Source organism: uncultured Lactobacillus sp., assembly GCF_902491705.1.
In the GTDB taxonomy this organism is placed as follows: domain Bacteria; phylum Bacillota; class Bacilli; order Lactobacillales; family Lactobacillaceae; genus Lactobacillus.
In genome coordinates, this window is record NZ_CABUIW010000049.1 from 1 (window position 1) to 16986 (window position 16986).

At 35.5% G+C, this 16986-nt stretch carries 15 protein-coding genes and 1 pseudogene; 14 read left to right on the plus strand and 2 right to left on the minus strand.

The features are described 5' to 3' along the window. Positions 1-57 precede the first annotated feature (57 nt). Positions 58-738, minus strand: a pseudogene (locus RDN22_RS08685) (transposase); the annotation flags it as partial. A gap of 361 nt (positions 739-1099) precedes the next feature. Here RDN22_RS08685 and RDN22_RS08690 point away from each other — a divergent pair. From RDN22_RS08690 to RDN22_RS08755, 14 genes are all read left to right on the plus strand, one after another. Continuing rightward, positions 1100-1966, plus strand: a complete 867-nt coding sequence (locus RDN22_RS08690; protein ID WP_308557532.1) for a phosphate ABC transporter substrate-binding protein — start codon at positions 1100-1102, stop codon at positions 1964-1966. A gap of 3 nt (positions 1967-1969) precedes the next feature. Further along, complete coding sequence (gene pstC, locus RDN22_RS08695) at positions 1970-2965, plus strand: phosphate ABC transporter permease subunit PstC (protein WP_308557534.1); 996 nt, start codon at positions 1970-1972, stop codon at positions 2963-2965. 25 nt (positions 2966-2990) lie between these two features. Then, complete coding sequence (gene pstA, locus RDN22_RS08700) at positions 2991-3854, plus strand: phosphate ABC transporter permease PstA (RefSeq protein WP_308557536.1); 864 nt, start codon at positions 2991-2993, stop codon at positions 3852-3854. 9 nt (positions 3855-3863) lie between these two features. After that, complete coding sequence (gene pstB, locus RDN22_RS08705) at positions 3864-4658, plus strand: phosphate ABC transporter ATP-binding protein PstB (protein WP_308557537.1); 795 nt, start codon at positions 3864-3866, stop codon at positions 4656-4658. Position 4659: 1 nt separating this feature from the next. After that, positions 4660-5415, plus strand: coding sequence for a phosphate ABC transporter ATP-binding protein PstB (gene pstB / locus RDN22_RS08710; RefSeq protein ID WP_308557539.1), 756 nt, complete (start codon positions 4660-4662; stop codon positions 5413-5415). A gap of 16 nt (positions 5416-5431) precedes the next feature. Beyond that, the gene (gene phoU / locus RDN22_RS08715) at positions 5432-6109 is read left to right on the plus strand and encodes a phosphate signaling complex protein PhoU (protein ID WP_308557541.1); all 678 of its coding nucleotides are present in this window, start codon (positions 5432-5434) and stop codon (positions 6107-6109) included. A gap of 134 nt (positions 6110-6243) precedes the next feature. Then, positions 6244-7434 carry an accessory Sec system protein translocase subunit SecY2 gene (secY2, locus tag RDN22_RS08720; RefSeq protein WP_308557542.1) on the plus strand — a complete coding sequence of 397 codons (1191 nt, stop codon included), beginning with the start codon at positions 6244-6246 and terminating at the stop codon, positions 7432-7434. Positions 7435-7437: 3 nt separating this feature from the next. Then, a complete protein-coding gene (gene asp1 / locus RDN22_RS08725) occupies positions 7438-8940 on the plus strand; it encodes an accessory Sec system protein Asp1 (protein WP_308557543.1) in 1503 nt (500 codons plus the stop codon). Next, positions 8940-10487, plus strand: coding sequence for an accessory Sec system protein Asp2 (gene asp2 / locus RDN22_RS08730; RefSeq protein WP_308557545.1), 1548 nt, complete (start codon positions 8940-8942; stop codon positions 10485-10487). The genes asp1 and asp2 overlap by 1 nt, the downstream gene beginning before the upstream one ends. Position 10488: 1 nt before the next feature. Next, positions 10489-11367, plus strand: a complete 879-nt coding sequence (asp3, locus tag RDN22_RS08735; RefSeq protein ID WP_308557547.1) for an accessory Sec system protein Asp3 — start codon at positions 10489-10491, stop codon at positions 11365-11367. 5 nt (positions 11368-11372) lie between these two features. Next, a complete protein-coding gene (gene secA2, locus RDN22_RS08740; RefSeq protein WP_308557548.1) occupies positions 11373-13739 on the plus strand; it encodes an accessory Sec system translocase SecA2 in 2367 nt (788 codons plus the stop codon). Positions 13740-13753: 14 nt separating this feature from the next. After that, the gene (gtfA, locus tag RDN22_RS08745) at positions 13754-15277 is read left to right on the plus strand and encodes an accessory Sec system glycosyltransferase GtfA (RefSeq protein WP_308557550.1); all 1524 of its coding nucleotides are present in this window, start codon (positions 13754-13756) and stop codon (positions 15275-15277) included. Position 15278: 1 nt separating this feature from the next. After that, complete coding sequence (gtfB, locus tag RDN22_RS08750; RefSeq protein ID WP_308557552.1) at positions 15279-16607, plus strand: accessory Sec system glycosylation chaperone GtfB; 1329 nt, start codon at positions 15279-15281, stop codon at positions 16605-16607. Then, positions 16604-16798, plus strand: a complete 195-nt coding sequence (locus tag RDN22_RS08755; RefSeq protein ID WP_308557554.1) for a hypothetical protein — start codon at positions 16604-16606, stop codon at positions 16796-16798. The genes gtfB and RDN22_RS08755 overlap by 4 nt, the downstream gene beginning before the upstream one ends. Positions 16799-16869: 71 nt before the next feature. Here RDN22_RS08755 and RDN22_RS08760 read toward each other — a convergent pair. Beyond that, positions 16870-16986: IS3 family transposase (locus tag RDN22_RS08760; RefSeq protein WP_308554877.1), on the minus strand; the 117-nt coding region annotated here is incomplete at its 5' end.

Below are 16986 nucleotides of genomic sequence, written 5' to 3' on the forward strand. Positions count from 1 at the left end.
TAGTGAATCGACTATCCCGTCGGATAATCAATTCACTATTAAGCTTAGAATGTTTCGTTTGTTAGCAGACCCACCAGGTATTGCTTTGGGTTCTTTGGCTATCTCTTTATTCAGCTCTTCAATTTTATCTTCAGTTTGCTGGGCTAATTTCTCTAGGTCTTGACTTGTCTGAGCTTCATCGTTTGCCATTTGCTTGACTACTTCTTGTTCAACTAATTCTTCATATAATTTGGCCGCATTTTTCTTTAGCTTGGCCCAGTTTTTCTCGTCGGTTTTACGCCAAACAAAAGTATAGCGATTAGCGTCAGCTTCAATCTTTGTACCATCAATGAACAAAGAATCAGCGCGAATTAGGCCTTCATCAGCCATCATATTGGTAAAGTGAATGAAGCACTTTTTAATTAAATTGTTGGCATGCTTGCTGGATCTAAAATTATTCAAAGTATGATATGAGATCTTTTGTCCATCAGCCATAATCATCATTGGAAGATTTTCTTCAAGCATTCTTTCAATCTTTCTCCCAGAAAAGACTTTTCTAGAATAGGCAAAAAGAAAGATCTTTAGCAGTAAGGCAGGATGATATGCAGGTCTGCCGACTGTAGAATTTCTATCGATTAGTTCATTTTCAGGAATAGAATCCACAAAAGAACTAATTACAGAAGCAATATGATTTTTAGGAAGCGAGAAATCTAAAGTAAGTGATAAACTGGTTTGACCTGTGGTATAATTTTGATACATGAAAAGCGTCCTCTTTCTTTTTTGTTTTGTGGTGATTCAATAATATCAAGGAAGACGCTGGAAGTATACAAAAAGAACGATGAAATTCTGAATGAACTTCATCGTTCTTTTTTTGGTCTAAGGAATTAGTTTTTTCCCAGACACTTTTTGTACTCAAAAATTAAAACTCTAAGAACTGGTAAAAATAATTGATCGCATTGCTATTCTCTGCGATACTTATATATTGGAATAATGGTTTATGACAAGGATTAATTAAAAAAGCATACACCAAATGGACTAAAATGAATCATTTTGAAACCGCATTTGTGACATGTTATTATTAATTTAACTTGCAAATAAATCTTAAATATGAGGAGAAGCAATGAAAAAGCATTCCATAGGAAAATTAATCATACTTTTGTTGTTGACATTGGTTGCAACAACCGCTTGTGCTAACAATGGCTCAAAAATTACTATTGTTGGTTCAAGTGCCATGCAACTTTTAGCCGAACAAGCAGGCAATGATTATCGCTTAAGCCATTCTAGTAGCAACATTGTTGTTCAAGGTGGTGGTTCTGGTACTGGACTTAGTCAAGTTCAAGCTGGAGCAGTGCAAATCGGGACTTCTGATGTGTTTGCGGAAACTCAAAAAGGCATTCAAGCAAATAAACTAAAAGATTATAAAATAGCCGTAGTTGGCATTGTGCCTATTGTTAACAAAGGTGTTGGCGTAAAAGACGTTACTGCCAATGAACTAGCCAAGATTTTTACAGGGAAGATTACCAATTGGAAACAACTTGGCGGTAAAAACGAAGCAATCACTGTAATTAATCGTTCAAAAGGTAGTGGTACTAGAAGTACTTTTGAAGATATAATTTTGCGGGGACAAAAGCCAATTAAGTCTCAAGAACAGGACTCAAACGGTACAGTAAAGAAGATTGTTAATAGTACTCCAGGGACAATTAGTTATTTGTCATTCCCATATGCACATGATACTAATATTCAAAAATTGAGTATTGATCATGTTAAGCCAACTAACCAAAACATTACTACAAATAAGTGGAAACTTTGGTCATATGAGCATATGTACACTAAAGGTAAGCCAAATAAGCAAACTAAGGACTTTATTGATTATATGCTAGGCAAAAAGGTACAGAAAGATCTTGTACCTAAGATTGGTTATTTGAGTATTAATGATATGAAAGTTACTCGTAATAGTAAAAATCAAGTTACGCAAATAGGAAAGTAGTTTATGGAAAACAAAGAAGATTTAAAAAAGGTTGTTGATCAGGCGATTGCCGAGCAACAAGTTCCCCATGTTAAATTAAACAAGATGGGACCGAGTAGTGTTGACGTTGATAAGTTAACCAAGCCTTCTAAAGAAACGCACCAAGAATACTGGGGCAAGGGATTAACATATTTTGCTATCGGTTTAATCATTGTTTTAGTAGTTTCTATTATTGGTTTTGTGGGCTACCATGGTTTAGCCACTTTTGTAAGCGATCATGTTAATGTCTTTCATTTCTTAACCTCAACGGATTGGGATCCAGGTGAAGGCAAGAACCATGTTGGTGCTGCGGTAATGATCGTTACTTCATTTGCAGTGACGCTTTTAGCAGCATTAATTGCTACACCATTTGCTATTGCCATTGCTCTTTTCATGACGGAATATTCTTCCAAAAAAGGTGCTAATTTCTTACAATCAGTCACTGAACTTCTTGTAGGTATTCCATCGGTAGTTTATGGTTTCTTGGGATTAACAATTATCGTTCCTGTAATTAGAAACTTGTTTGGTGGAACCGGTTTTGGTATTTTGGCGGCTACGCTAGTCTTATTCGTAATGGTTTTACCAACGATTACTTCATTAACAGTAGATAGTTTAAAGGCTGTACCAAGTCATTTTAGAAAAGCTTCAATGGCACTTGGTGCAACTCACTGGCAAACTATCTATCATGTTGTTTTGCGAGTAGCAACTCCTAGAATTTTGACTGCTGTGATCTTTGGTATGGCTCGTGCCTTTGGTGAAGCCTTAGCCGTACAAATGGTAATTGGTAACGCAGTTTTGATGCCATACAATTTGATCAGTCCATCCGCAACTTTAACAAGTCAATTAACTAGTCAAATGGGTAATACAGTTATGGGTACTTTACCTAACAATGCATTATGGTCATTGGCATTGCTTCTTTTGATCATGTCTTTAGTCTTTAACTTCTTAGTTAAATTAGTAGGAAAGAGAGGTCAAAAGTAGAACGGACGCAAAAAAGAGAGATAAATTGGCAACGGTTATTATCTATATTTTAGTTGGTATCGTTGTCTTGATTTTGGCCGGCATTTTAGGCAATATCTTGATTACTGGTATTCCTCACTTATCATGGCATTTCTTGACCTCCGAGGCTTCATCATACCAAGCTGGCGGTGGGGTTAGAGATCAATTATTCAACTCACTATATTTGTTGATCTTAACTACAATTATTTCTTTGCCAATTGCCTTAGGAGCTGCCATTTACTTAGCTGAATATGCTAAAGATAACTGGGTAACCAATTTGATTAGAACTACTATTCAAATTTTGAGTTCATTACCATCAATTGTTGTTGGTTTGTTTGGCTATTTGCTTTTCGTAGTTCAATTTGGCTTTGGCTTTTCAATTATTTCTGGGGCACTTGCTTTAACATTCTTCAATTTACCAATTTTAACCAGTAACATTGAAGAAGCTATTAAAGGCGTGCCACAAGATCAACGTGAAGCAGGTCTTGCTTTAGGCTTATCTAATTGGAAAACAATCCGCGGAATCGTCTTACCCGCAGCTTTGCCAGGTATTTTGACCGGTATTATTTTAAGTGCAGGTAGAATTTTTGGTGAAGCAGCCGCCTTGATCTATACAGCTGGTCAAAGTGGTTCTACTGTAAACTACGCTGATTGGAATCCATTTAGTCCAACGAGTCCATTAAATGTAATGCGTCCAGCAGAAACTCTTGCTGTGCATATTTGGAAGGTGAATACAGAAGGTATTATTCCAGATGCTACAATTGTTTCAGCTGCTACATCAGCATTATTGGTTATTGTCGTAATTGTATTTAATTTAGGTGCACGATACTTGGGTAACAAATTGTACCGCAAGTTAACCGCGGCTAAATAAGGTGATGTAATGCAAGATTTAGAACAAAGCTATGTAAAGACTTTTGCTAAGGATGATTTGGAATTATCTACTAAAGACTTAAGTGTTCTATACGGTGGAAAAGTCCAAAAATTATTTGACGCTAGTCTACAATTTAAGAAAAATACAATCACAGCTTTAATTGGTGCATCCGGATCAGGTAAGTCTACCTTTTTGCGGTCACTCAATCGAATGAACGACCGAGTAGCAACAGTAAATGGAGAGATCTGGTTCCACGGTCTAGATGTGAATAAGCCTAATATCAATGTTTATGAATTAAGAAAAAACATTGGAATGGTATTCCAGCGACCTAATCCATTTCCTAAGTCAATTAGAGAAAATATTGTCTATGCTTTAAAAGCTGATGGACAAAATGACAAACAAGAATTGGATAAAATAATAGAAGAAAGTTTGCGTGCAGCTGCGTTATGGGATGAAGTAAAAGATAAGCTTGATAAGAGTGCATTAGCACTTTCAGGTGGACAACAACAACGCTTGTGTATTGCACGTGCATTAGCTGTTAAACCAGAAATTTTACTCTTGGATGAACCGGCTAGTGCCTTAGATCCAGTATCTACTTCTAAACTAGAAGACACGCTAAAGCAGCTTAGAAGCAAGTACACCATGATTATGGTTACGCACAATATGCAGCAAGCATCAAGAATTAGTGACTATACTGCATTTTTCCATTTAGGTCATGTGATTGAATATAATACAACTGCAGAAATCTTTACTAATCCTAAAGGAAAGATTACTGAAGATTATATTCAGGGAAGTTTTGGTTAAAATGACAACAATTATTTCAGCAAAAGATGTACATCTAAAATATGGTGACTATGAAGCCCTTCATGGCATTAGTCTTGATTTTCATGAAAAAGAATTAACTGCATTAATTGGTCCGTCAGGATGTGGTAAATCTACTTTCTTACGTTGCCTTAATCGAATGAATGATGATATTGAAAATATTAATATCACCGGTGAAATTAAGTTTGAGGGCAAGGACATCTATAGTCCTAAGATGGATTTGGTAGAATTACGTAAAAATGTTGGGATGGTATTCCAACAGCCAACTCCATTCCCATTTTCAGTTTATGATAATGTGGCGTATGGTTTAAAAATTGCTGGCGTAAAGGATAAGCAATTGATCGACCAACGCGTTGAAGAAAGTTTAAAGCAAGCTGCAATTTGGAAAGAAACTAAGGACAATTTAAACCGTAATGCTCAAGCTTTTTCAGGTGGACAGCAGCAGAGAATTTGTATTGCGCGTGCACTGGCTATTAGACCTAAAGTAGTTTTACTTGATGAACCTACAAGTGCTTTAGACCCAATTTCAAGTAGTGAAATTGAAGAGACTTTGATGGAATTAAAACATCAATATACTTTTATTATGGTTACGCACAACCTGCAACAAGCTGGTCGAATTTCCGATCAAACAGCCTTTTTGATGAATGGTGACTTAATCGAGGCTGGAAAAACTGAAAAAATGTTTATTGCACCTAAGAAGCAAATTACGAGTGATTACCTTAACGGTCGTTTTGGTTAAATTTTGAGGTATAAAGATGCACGAAATATTTTTAGACGAATTAAAAAAGTTAAACACACAATTTATGGAAATGGGTGTTTTTGTCAACGATCAAATTGATCAAGCTACACGCGCATTTGTTGATCATGATAAAAAGACTGCTCAATCAATGATTGATAATGAAGAAAAGATTCCTACTGAATCAATTGATATTCAAAAAAAGGCCTTAAAATTAATGGCTTTACAACAACCAGTAGCTACTGACTTTAGAGTGGTTATTAGTATTTTGAAGGCTACAACTGACTTGGAAAGAATTGGTGAAAATGCCATGAGTATTGCTCTTGAAACTATTCGTGTAAAGGGTAATCCACGTATTCCTGAAGTTGAAGAAATTATCTCAAATATGACACATAATGTTCGCCATATGTTGATTCAAATTTTGACAGCTTATGTCCAAGACGATGGAAAGATGGCTAAAGACGTAGCTGATCGTGACGGAATTATTGATCACGATTATGTACGTGCTAGAAAATTAATCGTTGATGGAATCGAAGACGATCCAACTAAAGCCGCTGCATCTTCAAGTTATTTTATGGTTATTCGTTTGCTTGAAAGAATTGGTGACCATATTGTGAACTTGGCAATGTGGGTTATTTATAAAACTACTGGAAAGCTTGAAGAATTAAGCAATCCTACTGAATTTGAAACTAAATAATAAAATTAAAAGCATTCACAAACAAGTGAATGCTTTTTGTTTAGTTATGCTAAAAAAATAGAATAATTAATGTTATTATATAGTAAAAGGTATTAAGAATAAGAAATTATGAAAAGCAGATTGAGGATACAGATTTGACTGATAAAAGAAATTTAATGACGGTTGTAAAACGAATCGCCTTTACGCTTTTAATTATTTTAATTTATGTAATGGGGACGTATATTCCCGTACCTTTTGCGGATATAACCGCTAGATACGAGCAAATCCTAAATAGTAGCTCCTTATCAATAATGGGGATTATGAGTGGGGCTAGTCTAACGAGGCTATCAATCTTTTCTCTTGGGATTAACCCATTCATGATTGTTATGTTGATAATGCAGCTTTTGATGTTTACTAAAATCTTTGGGGTAGATGCATTATCCGTAGAACAAGTGCAAAATCTCCAGCAATTTTTGATTTTGATTTTAACTGTAGTACAGGCTGTATTGTTCACCTACAGTATGATTCCAGAGAGAAATTTAAAAAGAGACTTAACCGTAATTTTGATACTGACGGCAGGAAGTCTGATAGTTGTCTGGTTTACCTTTATCAATACTAAGTATGGTATTGGCGGGGGGATGCCGATTATTTTGGTGAATATCATTTCATCAATAATTCCAACTATCTTTAGAACAATGCATGACTTAAGAACATTGCATAATTTCTACTGGCTCTTGCTTGTATTAGTCTTAATCATTTTAGTTTCAATCTTCTTCTGGGTAGCCTTTATTCATGCTTACTATCCATTGAAAGTAATCAACACATCCTTGCCAAGTTATGAACCTGAAGTAACTTTCCCAATTGGATTAAATATGGGTGCGATGATGACATATATGACAGGGATGGCCTTATTAATGATTCCAACAATGTTAAGACCATTTTTCCCACCTGATTCAATTATTAATCAAACATCATTCCAAGCAATTTTTACAGCTGTTTTAACTTTCTTGCTATTCTATTTCTTTACTTTTATGCAATTCCCACCTAAGGATCAAGCTAAAAACTTTAGAAATGATCACAGTTATATTCCTAATGTTCGTCCAGGAAGACCTACGCAAGTTTATTTAAGAAAATTATTAGTAGTTATCGCATTCCCTGGTGCAGTTTTAACTGCTATTCAATTAACGTTAGGATTATTTGGAGCTAGTTTATTTGGAAAATATGCAGGCTTAGCCATTATCCCAATGAACGCTGTTATGTTAGCAATGTTCATCAGCGGGATGAAGGATCAGATTATGACTTTGCTTTATCCATATGAATATGACCGTTATATGAAAGAGATATAGAAAATGGAATATTTTGTACCTGCCTGGCATGGTAAATTAATGGACTGGGCTTATAATGTCCCACACATTCAATTTTATGATGCAATAAACCAGATGCGTGTTTTACAAGATAATGGTAAAAAAATCGGTATGATAATTCCGAATTATCAACCTCAACTAAGTTCTAAGTTGAATCAATTGGTTTTTAATCCTGATTATCAATTTTCTATCTATGACTATTTACAAGGAATTGATCAAACAAGTAATCAGGTTTTAGATTACACGGATTTTAATTGGCCTGAAGATGCGTATTTTGACTTTACGCCATTTAGAATTATGGTGATGGCTAAAAATCGCTTGTATGCACAAATCACCTTCGATAATGATGGAAAGATTTTATCAGTAATTTATTTTGATGAAAATAAACAACCAAAACATACTTTAACCATTGATAGTCGTGGATTTGTTTCTTCTGAAGAATCAAATGATGAAATTACTTATTTTGATCAAATTGGGCACTGGCGTTTCAAATATAATAGACAAACTGATCAAGTTGATTTGAATCCACTTTTTAACCCATGCAAGCAAGATCATTATTTGCATTTAAGTGATTTAATAAGTGAGGTTTTCAATAGCCAAGTATTACCTAAGATCAAACCAGAAGATTATTTGATTGCTAGTTTAGATGATCAATCTGTTTTACCGGTTAAAGTTTTTGAACAATTACCAACTATCTTTTCTGCTAGTCGGTGGAATAAATATACGCACAGTTTACTTGAAGTAGAAGGTGGCCGATTGATTGCGGATTCGCAGGCAACTGCAGATCGAGTAGTAGGTCTAGTAGATGATCGTTTTGATATTACAATCATGCCACCTTTCCAAACACAATTTAAGTTAGGACACAGTCAGAGATCTAAGCGACAAATAATTGGCGTTTTTGCGGAATACATGTCTTATAAAGAATTAAAAGAAATAACCGATATGTTGTATCAGAGACTGATGAGCAATCCAACTGGTGAAGGTGTTAAATTCTTAACTTACTCATCTGATCAAGATCATTTAGTTGATCAAGTAATTGAAGAATTAAAAACTGAGCGTAACGGCGAATTTACGATGGGTAAAAATAAAGAAGACCCTGATGAAGTTAAGCTAGAAAGTGAAAAGAAGCTGCCTCACTTGTCAATTAAAAAAGAACGTTTGACTAGTACCGCTGAAGTAATGAGAGCTTTAGACAAGATTAGAATTCTTATTTCTTGGAATGACGGCGACGTCTTTTTGGAAATGGCCGCAATTAGTGTGGGAATTCCGCAACTTCAAAATTACGAAACTACAACAGTTATCGATGGAAAAAATGGCTGGAATTGTTCTGATCTCCATGAGTTAAATGAAGGCTTGTCATATTTCCTCAATAATCTTTCAAATTGGAACCGAGCACTTGTATATAACGTTAGAACTTTAAACCAATACTCAGAAGACAACTTAATGAAAGAATGGCAAAAGATATTTAGAGATGAAGATGAGGCATAATGATAAAGATTTTGCAATTAGGCAATGATGATTGGTCGAAACGCTACAGAATTCCGGCTGATTATCGTTGGCACTTTAACGATTTTCCAGAAAAAGATTATGATTCGGAAAAAGCAAAAACTAAAAAGAAGAAGCGTAAGGGCTACGATGTTGTTCTAGTAACTGATGGAGCCAAGTTAGATACGGCATATTGGGAAAAGTTAACTTGGATGGTCGATCCATATCACGTGATCTATATGCCAGACGTTGATAAAACGTTAAATAATGCAGGAAGAGAATTTTTAAAACGTTCTGCCGCTGAAAAAATGATGGAAGACCCCCAAGTAGTAATTGACCACTTAGAATCACGTTACTTCTTTGGTCAATCTGGGGTCAGAATGTTTCCTACAAATATCTTTTTTAATGATGAAAAAGTTAGTGAATATGAGGTCTTAGATTCATGTAACGTAAAAGTTAAGGTTAATACTCATGATCAATGGGTAAATATCGGTAGTTACCGCAATAGCTTATATATTGATCCCAAGAGATTGATCAAACTTTGGCTTACTTATCGTGAATTTAATGTTCAAGTTAGATTACGAGTTTTCATTCAGCCTGCAGGAACTGATGGCGATCCTGACGATAATAAGGTTTTAACGATTGATTCTAGATCAGAAAAAGAATTGTATTTGCCAATTGAAGCTAGTGATCAAGCTAGATATGCCTGCGTTACCATTGAGGTTAAAGGCGATGGCGATTTAATAATTGGTCTTCTTCACTCACGTTGGGGACGTGAAGGCCGTGGCGAGTTTATCGCTGGTGGTAAACGAATCATTAATATGGAAAAAAGGGAAGACATTGCATATTTCTTCAGTCCTGGTGATTTGAAACCACCTTTGACAGTCTATTTCTCTGGTGCCAGAATTTCCGCTGGGTTTGAAGCCTTTCCATTGTTTAGAAAATTAAAGACGCCAACTTTGCTTTTTACTGATGTTCGTTTGTCACTGGGACAATTTTATACAGATGATGACGACACGATGGAACAAAAGATTATCGAAGTCATTAAAGAAACTTTGAAAAAGCTGGGCTTTACTAATCGACAATTGATTATGAATGGTACTTCCATGGGGTCATATGCTTCTCTTCTGTATGGCGGCAAACTTGGAGCTTATATGATTAATGTTACTAAGCCTTTGGCTAATTTAGGTTATATTGCTCGCAGAGGTCGCCTTCAAAGACCAGATGATTTTGAAGCTATTTACGATATTGATAATCAATTGGTACTTAAGCTTGATGATAAACATCTTCGTGAATTAGACCAACGTTTTTGGGAGAAGTTTGATAAGTTAGATTTATCCAATACTCGTTTGTTTGTTGGTTATATGAAAAATGATGACTTCGATAATACGACCATGGGACGTTTGAAAGAATCGCCGGCAACTAAAAAGGCACTGCAGTTTACTTATAAAGGCTTTCCAGGACGACACAATGATAATAGAACAATTATGTTGTGGTTCATCGATCGTTTGAATCAAGTACTGCAATCGGATTTTGATAGGAAGTATTAGCATGCAGAAAGTAATTAATCAAATATATTGGGATACGATTAATGATACGTATCTTTCAGGAACACATTTGAAAAAGCTAGCTAATAACCGTGTCCGTTTTGAGAATGCCTTAATGTCACCAGGGAAGACGATTGTTAAGTGGAATTCTAGAACCAATTATCAAATGACGAAAGAAGTTCCTCGTCTGCCGATGCTAATTAATGGTCGTGAATACGTCATTAATATTAAAGATCAGGTTTATCCCAAAGACACTTGTACTTATCGTTTAAGCTTTTACAACTTGCAGGGTGAAGAAGTAAAGAATTTATTTTTCAATGAAAATGAATATGAATTTACTTTTCCAAAAGATGCGGTTTCTTATACGTTTGAGCTTGTTAATACGGGATGCGTTAAAATCGACTTTGAACGGGTACAAATTGCGGAAAAGGGTCTACCTGAGAGAGTTTTTGATGATATATTCTACGGTGACCAAATTAATATGGGGAATCCTGGTCCAATTAACTTGCTTTTAACTGCAGACAGTAAACGTTCACGCAAGATTTGGTCAGAAATGGAAGAGAAAATTCCAGGTATTCCTATTCGATTTATCAATGTTGCTTGGCAATATGAAGGCGACTTAGCGCAAGAATTGAACGACTGGATTTCTGTTAACATCAACACCGGTTTTAGAATTATTAGTGGTAGTTCAAAGTTCGATCCAGTGATGGAAAAGATTAGAGATATCTTCCCCCAGATTTCAGTTTTAACTTCAAAGGAATTAGAGTCTGATGTTAAAAAATTGGCAGGCTATCATGAAGTGAATGAATGGTATTCCACAAATATCTATGACCCAGATTGGTTGCTAATTGTACAAGAAATTAAAGATTATTTTAGGATGTGATCTAAATGGCGGTAAATAGTATGAAATTAATCGAAGTTCGCCACACTCTTAAAAAAATCAATAAATTAGCTCCCAAGATGCGCAAGATGAGCGATCAAGAACTGCAAAATCAAACTAATCGCTTTAAAGAGCAGCTAAAAGCTGGTAAAACAGAAAATCAAATTTTACCAGAAGCTTTTGCAGCGATGAGAGAAGCGGACTACCGGGTGCTTGGCAAGTTCCCTTATGATATTCAGGTAATGGGAGCAATCGTATTAAATAGTGGTTCGATTGCTGAAATGAAAACTGGTGAAGGTAAAACTTTAACAGCTACCATGGCTCTTTATCTGAATGCTTTAAGTGGCAAAGGCGCAATGCTGGTAACGACGAGTGATTATTTGTCAGAGCGTGATAAAAAAGAACTGGAACCTGTTTATAAATGGATGGGTTTAACTGTCAGCAACGCTTTTCCAACTGAAGAATATACAGGTGTTGATATTACGCCAGCAATTAAGCGTAAGTGGTATAAAGCAGATATCATTTATACTACTGCCAGTGCTCTAGCATTTGACTATTTGTTTAACAACCTTGCTGCTAATGTTGAAGGACAATATTTAAGACCATTTAACTATGTTGTGGTTGATGAAGTTGACGAAGTTCTTCTTGATGAAGCTGAAATGCCATTTGTTGTTTCAAGTAGTCCAAGCTTGCAATCAAACTTGTACTATTTAACAGATGCTTTTGTAAGATTATTGGTTCTTGATAAGGATTATCGCTTTAAGAGTGATGACAAGATTTTCTGGCTTACTTATCAAGGGGTAAAAAAAGCGGAGAAGTATTTTAGAATTAAAAATTTATTTTCTCCTGAAAACCGAGAACTGTATCGTCATATTATCTTGGCTTTGAGTGCTCACTTAACAATGGATAATGGACATGATTATCTGGTAGTTCAAGGTAAAGTTGTCTTGCTTGATGAAGCAGATGGACGACTGAAAAAAGGTATCCAAATTGGTTCTGGTTTGCACCAAGCTTTGCAAGCTAAAGAAAATGTAGCACTTACAAGTATGCAAAAGACTGCCGCATCAATTACTTTTCCAGCTTTGTTCAGTTTGTTTAATAAAGTTTCTGGCATGAGTGGGACGGCTAAGGTTGCAGAAGATGAATTCTTGAGTACTTACGGGATGAAGGTTATCCAAATTCCAACTCGTAAACCAGTAATTAGAAAAGACTACCCAATGAAAGTCTTCCTAACTACGGCTGATAAATTGATGACCGCGATTAATCAGGTAATGGAAATTCATAAGACTGGGCGACCGATCTTGCTAGTTGCCGGTTCAGTGGAAAACTCTGAAATTATCTCAGAACTTTTGCTTAATAAAGGTATCCCTTACAACGCTTTAAATGCATTCAATGCGGTTCATGAAGCCGAAATCGTTAAAAACGCTGGTCAAAAAGGTGCAGTTACCATTGCCACTAACATGGCCGGAAGAGGTACTGATATTAAGCTAGGTAAAGGCGTTAAAGAATTAGGCGGCTTAGCTGTTATCGGAACAGAAATGCTTTCGCCGCGAGTTAAGTTGCAGCTGGCAGGTAGAGCAGGTCGTCAGGGAGATCCCGGAACTAGTCAATTTTATGTTTCACTAGAAGACAGCTATATATCAGGTTCAAGTACTAATCGTCAAAAGCGGCTTTACCGCAGATTAATGCGTAAAAAAGAGCGTGGCAAAAAGATTACTGAACTCCATAATCCGTTTACTCGAATTAGTTTGCGGATGCTTCAGAACCGCGTAGCTTCAAAGGGTGAAACTGCTCGTATGCAGACTAACAAATTTGAACGAGCATTGAATATTCAAACTAAGAAATTTTATGCCGAGCGTCATAAAATTATGAATTCGGATGATCTTCAACCAACTGTTGAAAGAATTATCCGCGAAGCTTTGGATATTTACATGAATCAAGATACTGAGTGGAGCCAGCGCAAACTGCAGGATTTAATCAATAACTTCTTAACATACGATGTAGTTGAAGTTCCAAGAGACTTGCGTAATAAAGAAGAAGTAAAAGGATTCCTTAAGGGACCTGCATATAAAACTTTAAAGAATAAGGCACAAACTTTAATTAACAAAGAACAATTAAATATGTATTACCAACAGGTAATACTAGCTTCAATGGATAAATGTTGGATTGACCAAGTAGATTACATGAATAAACTTCGGACATACACGAGCGGATGGGCAAATTCTGGAAGAGATCCAGATTATGTTTACCAATCTGAAGCCTTTAAATCCTTTAGAGAATTTTGGGATAAAGTAAAGCTGGATTGTGTTGAGCGCTTGATGTTTAGTGATATTCACATCAATGAAAAAGGTCAATTAGTAGTCATGTTTAACTAACAGAGGATAATGAAATGACAGTATATAACGTAAATTTAGGTATAGGTTGGGCAAGTAGTGGTGTTGAATATGCCCAAATCTATAGAGAACAAGTTTTAAAAAGAGAAAATATTCCCGCTAAATTTATTTTCTCAGATTTAATCTTAGCTAATAATATTGAAGATTTAACTAAGAACATCGGCTTTAGTGATGATGAAATCATTTGGCTTTATAATTTCTTCACTGATGTCAAGATTGCTCCATCTGATTATCCATTGGAAAAATTAGAAAAAGATCTTCATTTAAAAAAGCGTGCGGCTACTAAAAATGCAGCAGGCAACCAAGTAACTTACGATTTAAAAGATGAAAAGATGCAAATCGTTGTACGTTTTCACGATGTTAAAAAACAAACGATTGATCAAGTAACTTATTTGTACAATAACCAATTAATTAAGCGTGACTTCTATTCATATACCAAGTATGCACGTGAATATTATGCAGGTGTTGCCTCAAACAATTACGTTACTTTCCGTGAATTCTACAATGAAGATGGCTCCATTGCCTATGTTCAACATTTAAATGGTAAGAAAGAAACTTTTGAATTTCCAGATCACAAGATTTATTACTCCAAGAATGATCTGTATTTGGAAATGATCAAGCGTCTACATTTAACTAAAGACGATTACGTTATCTTAGACCGTGAAGATGAACACGACGACGTAATTAATGGTCAATTATTCTTTGAATATCATAAGCCAGCTAAGTTATTAGTAGTTGTTCACGCAGATCACTATGACAGCCACTTTATTAATAAGAACGAAATTTTGTGGAATAACTTCTATGAATATCAATTCACTCACACTGATGAAGTAGCAAGCTTTATTGTATCTACTCCAAAGCAAAAGGAATTGTTAGATCAACAATTTAAGAAGTATTATCATGTTCAACCTCGTGTTGACTGTATCCCAGTTGGTAACTTGGAAAAATTAATGAAGCCTAAGGAAGAAAGAAAACCATTTGGTTTGATCACGGCTTCAAGACTTGCAAGTGAAAAGCACGTTGATTGGATCGTTAAGGCCGTTATCGCTGCGAAGAAGAAGTTGCCTGAACTTAGCTTGGATATTTATGGTCAAGGTGGAGAATCAAATACTCTTCAAGATATTATTAAAAATAATCAAGCTGGAGACTACATCCGCTTAATGGGTCAACATGATTTAACTAATATTTATGAAAAGTACACTACTTATGTTGCAGCTTCAACTAGTGAAGGCTTTGGCTTGAGTTTACTTGAAGCAGTTGGCTCAGGTCTTGCAATGATTGGTTTTGATGTTCCTTACGGCAATCCAACCTTTATTGATAATAAAGAAAATGGCTACTTGCTTCCTTATGATGAAGATTGGTCAGAAGATAAGAAGATTCAAGCTTTAACTGATGCAATCGTTAAGATGTTCAATAAAGCAGATCTTAAGAAATACAGTGAACATTCATATGAAATTGCTACACCTTACTTAACAGATAACGTTGCTAAACAATGGAAGACAGTCTTGGAGGAATTATAAGATGATTAATTTATTTGAACACTTTGATACAGATTCTGCAGATTTTTTGAGATCAGAATTATATGCAAAAATTAAGATTCCTTCAGTTGCTATCCATGACAATGGATTCTTGCCAGAAGAAGTTGATTCACCAATTAAGTTTTACTGTGGTTTCCGCAAGGAAGGTCACCCACTTTACTTTGATAAAGTGCCTTTGCCAAAATTCTGGAGAATTGAAGCTACTAGCCAAAAAGCTGATGTCTTTGATTTAGATCATAAGCGTGCAGAAATTATTTATAACTCAACTGACAATACTCGTGAAGTCACTGAAGTACGCTGGCTTGATGATAATGGTGCAATTAGCTGGGGTGAACATTATAATAATGTTGGTCAACTCTTTGCGAAAACTTATTACAATCAAGGAAAGGCTGCTCTTAGAAAATACTTCAATCAATCAGGTAAAGAAGTCATTGTTCAGAACTTAGGCGCAGGAGATATCTTCCTTAACTATCGTTGGTATCACAAGCACTTTGCTAATACTGCAGATTTTGTAGTCTTCTACTTGAAAGAACGCAAGTACAATTTGGATCACATTTTCTACAACACTTTGAACGAATCATTGTCTGTTTCATTAGGCGTTGATACTGCTGGCAGCGACATTATGCTCTGGCATGAACCTACTGGTGATGCTTTACCAGGGAACATGGACTTCTTGATGAAGAGCAACACAAGAACGAAATATATCTTCTTCCAAAATTATCGTGAATGGCAAAAGTCACAAGCGCTTATTCCAGAAGATACTGGTAATGTGAAATTCGGCTTCTTCGGAATGGTTTATCCTCATCCACGTAGCAATCAACTTCGCCGCAAGGCTTTGATTATGACCAACTCTGATCAAATTGAACACTTAAAAGAAGTAGTTGAAGCAATGCCAGATATTGAATTTAATATTGCTGCTGTAACTACGATGTCTGATAAGCTACTTTCTTTCAAAAAGTACGATAATGTAGTAACTTATCCTAATGTAAGCCGCAAGAAGACAGTTGAATTGTTCAAGGAATGCGATGTTTACTTTGATATTAACCACCAAAATGAAATTTTGAATGCTGTAAGAATCGCTTTTGAACAAAATATGTTAATCGTTGGCTTTAACAATACTTTGCACCAACCAAAGTATGTATCTGAAAAAGCAGTCTTTGCCCCTGACAATGTTAAGGGGATGAAAGAATTAGTAGAGAACTCCTTGAGTGATAGAAATGTAATGAAGGATAATGTTGATTACCAGCGTAAGATGGCTGGTGATATTTCCATCGATGAATTTAAAAAGATATTTGAGAAGTGTACAAAATGAAAAAGGATGAAAAAAGTAATGAGCCAAGTTTAACTGAAAAGCATGCACTGGATCGTTTGAATGAAGTAGAGCAAGATAAGCGCCGGGCATATTCTAAAAAAGATGAAGGCCATTCTTGGCAAAACATAGTTATAATAGCTATTTTTGCTTTAATTGTAGCTTTAATGTTAATTTCGATGAAGTTTTCATAATTAAGTAATTATTATATAAAAAAGCTAGAGCAAGTATTAGCTCTTGAAGTGGGACCTAAAAAGTAGACATTTTAAAACATAGGATTAATAGAGGCTTGATTCCGATATTCTTTCGGAGTTAAGCCTTTTAATCTGCTCTTTATCCTTTCTTCGTTATAGTATTTGATATATTCCTCTATAGCTTGAGC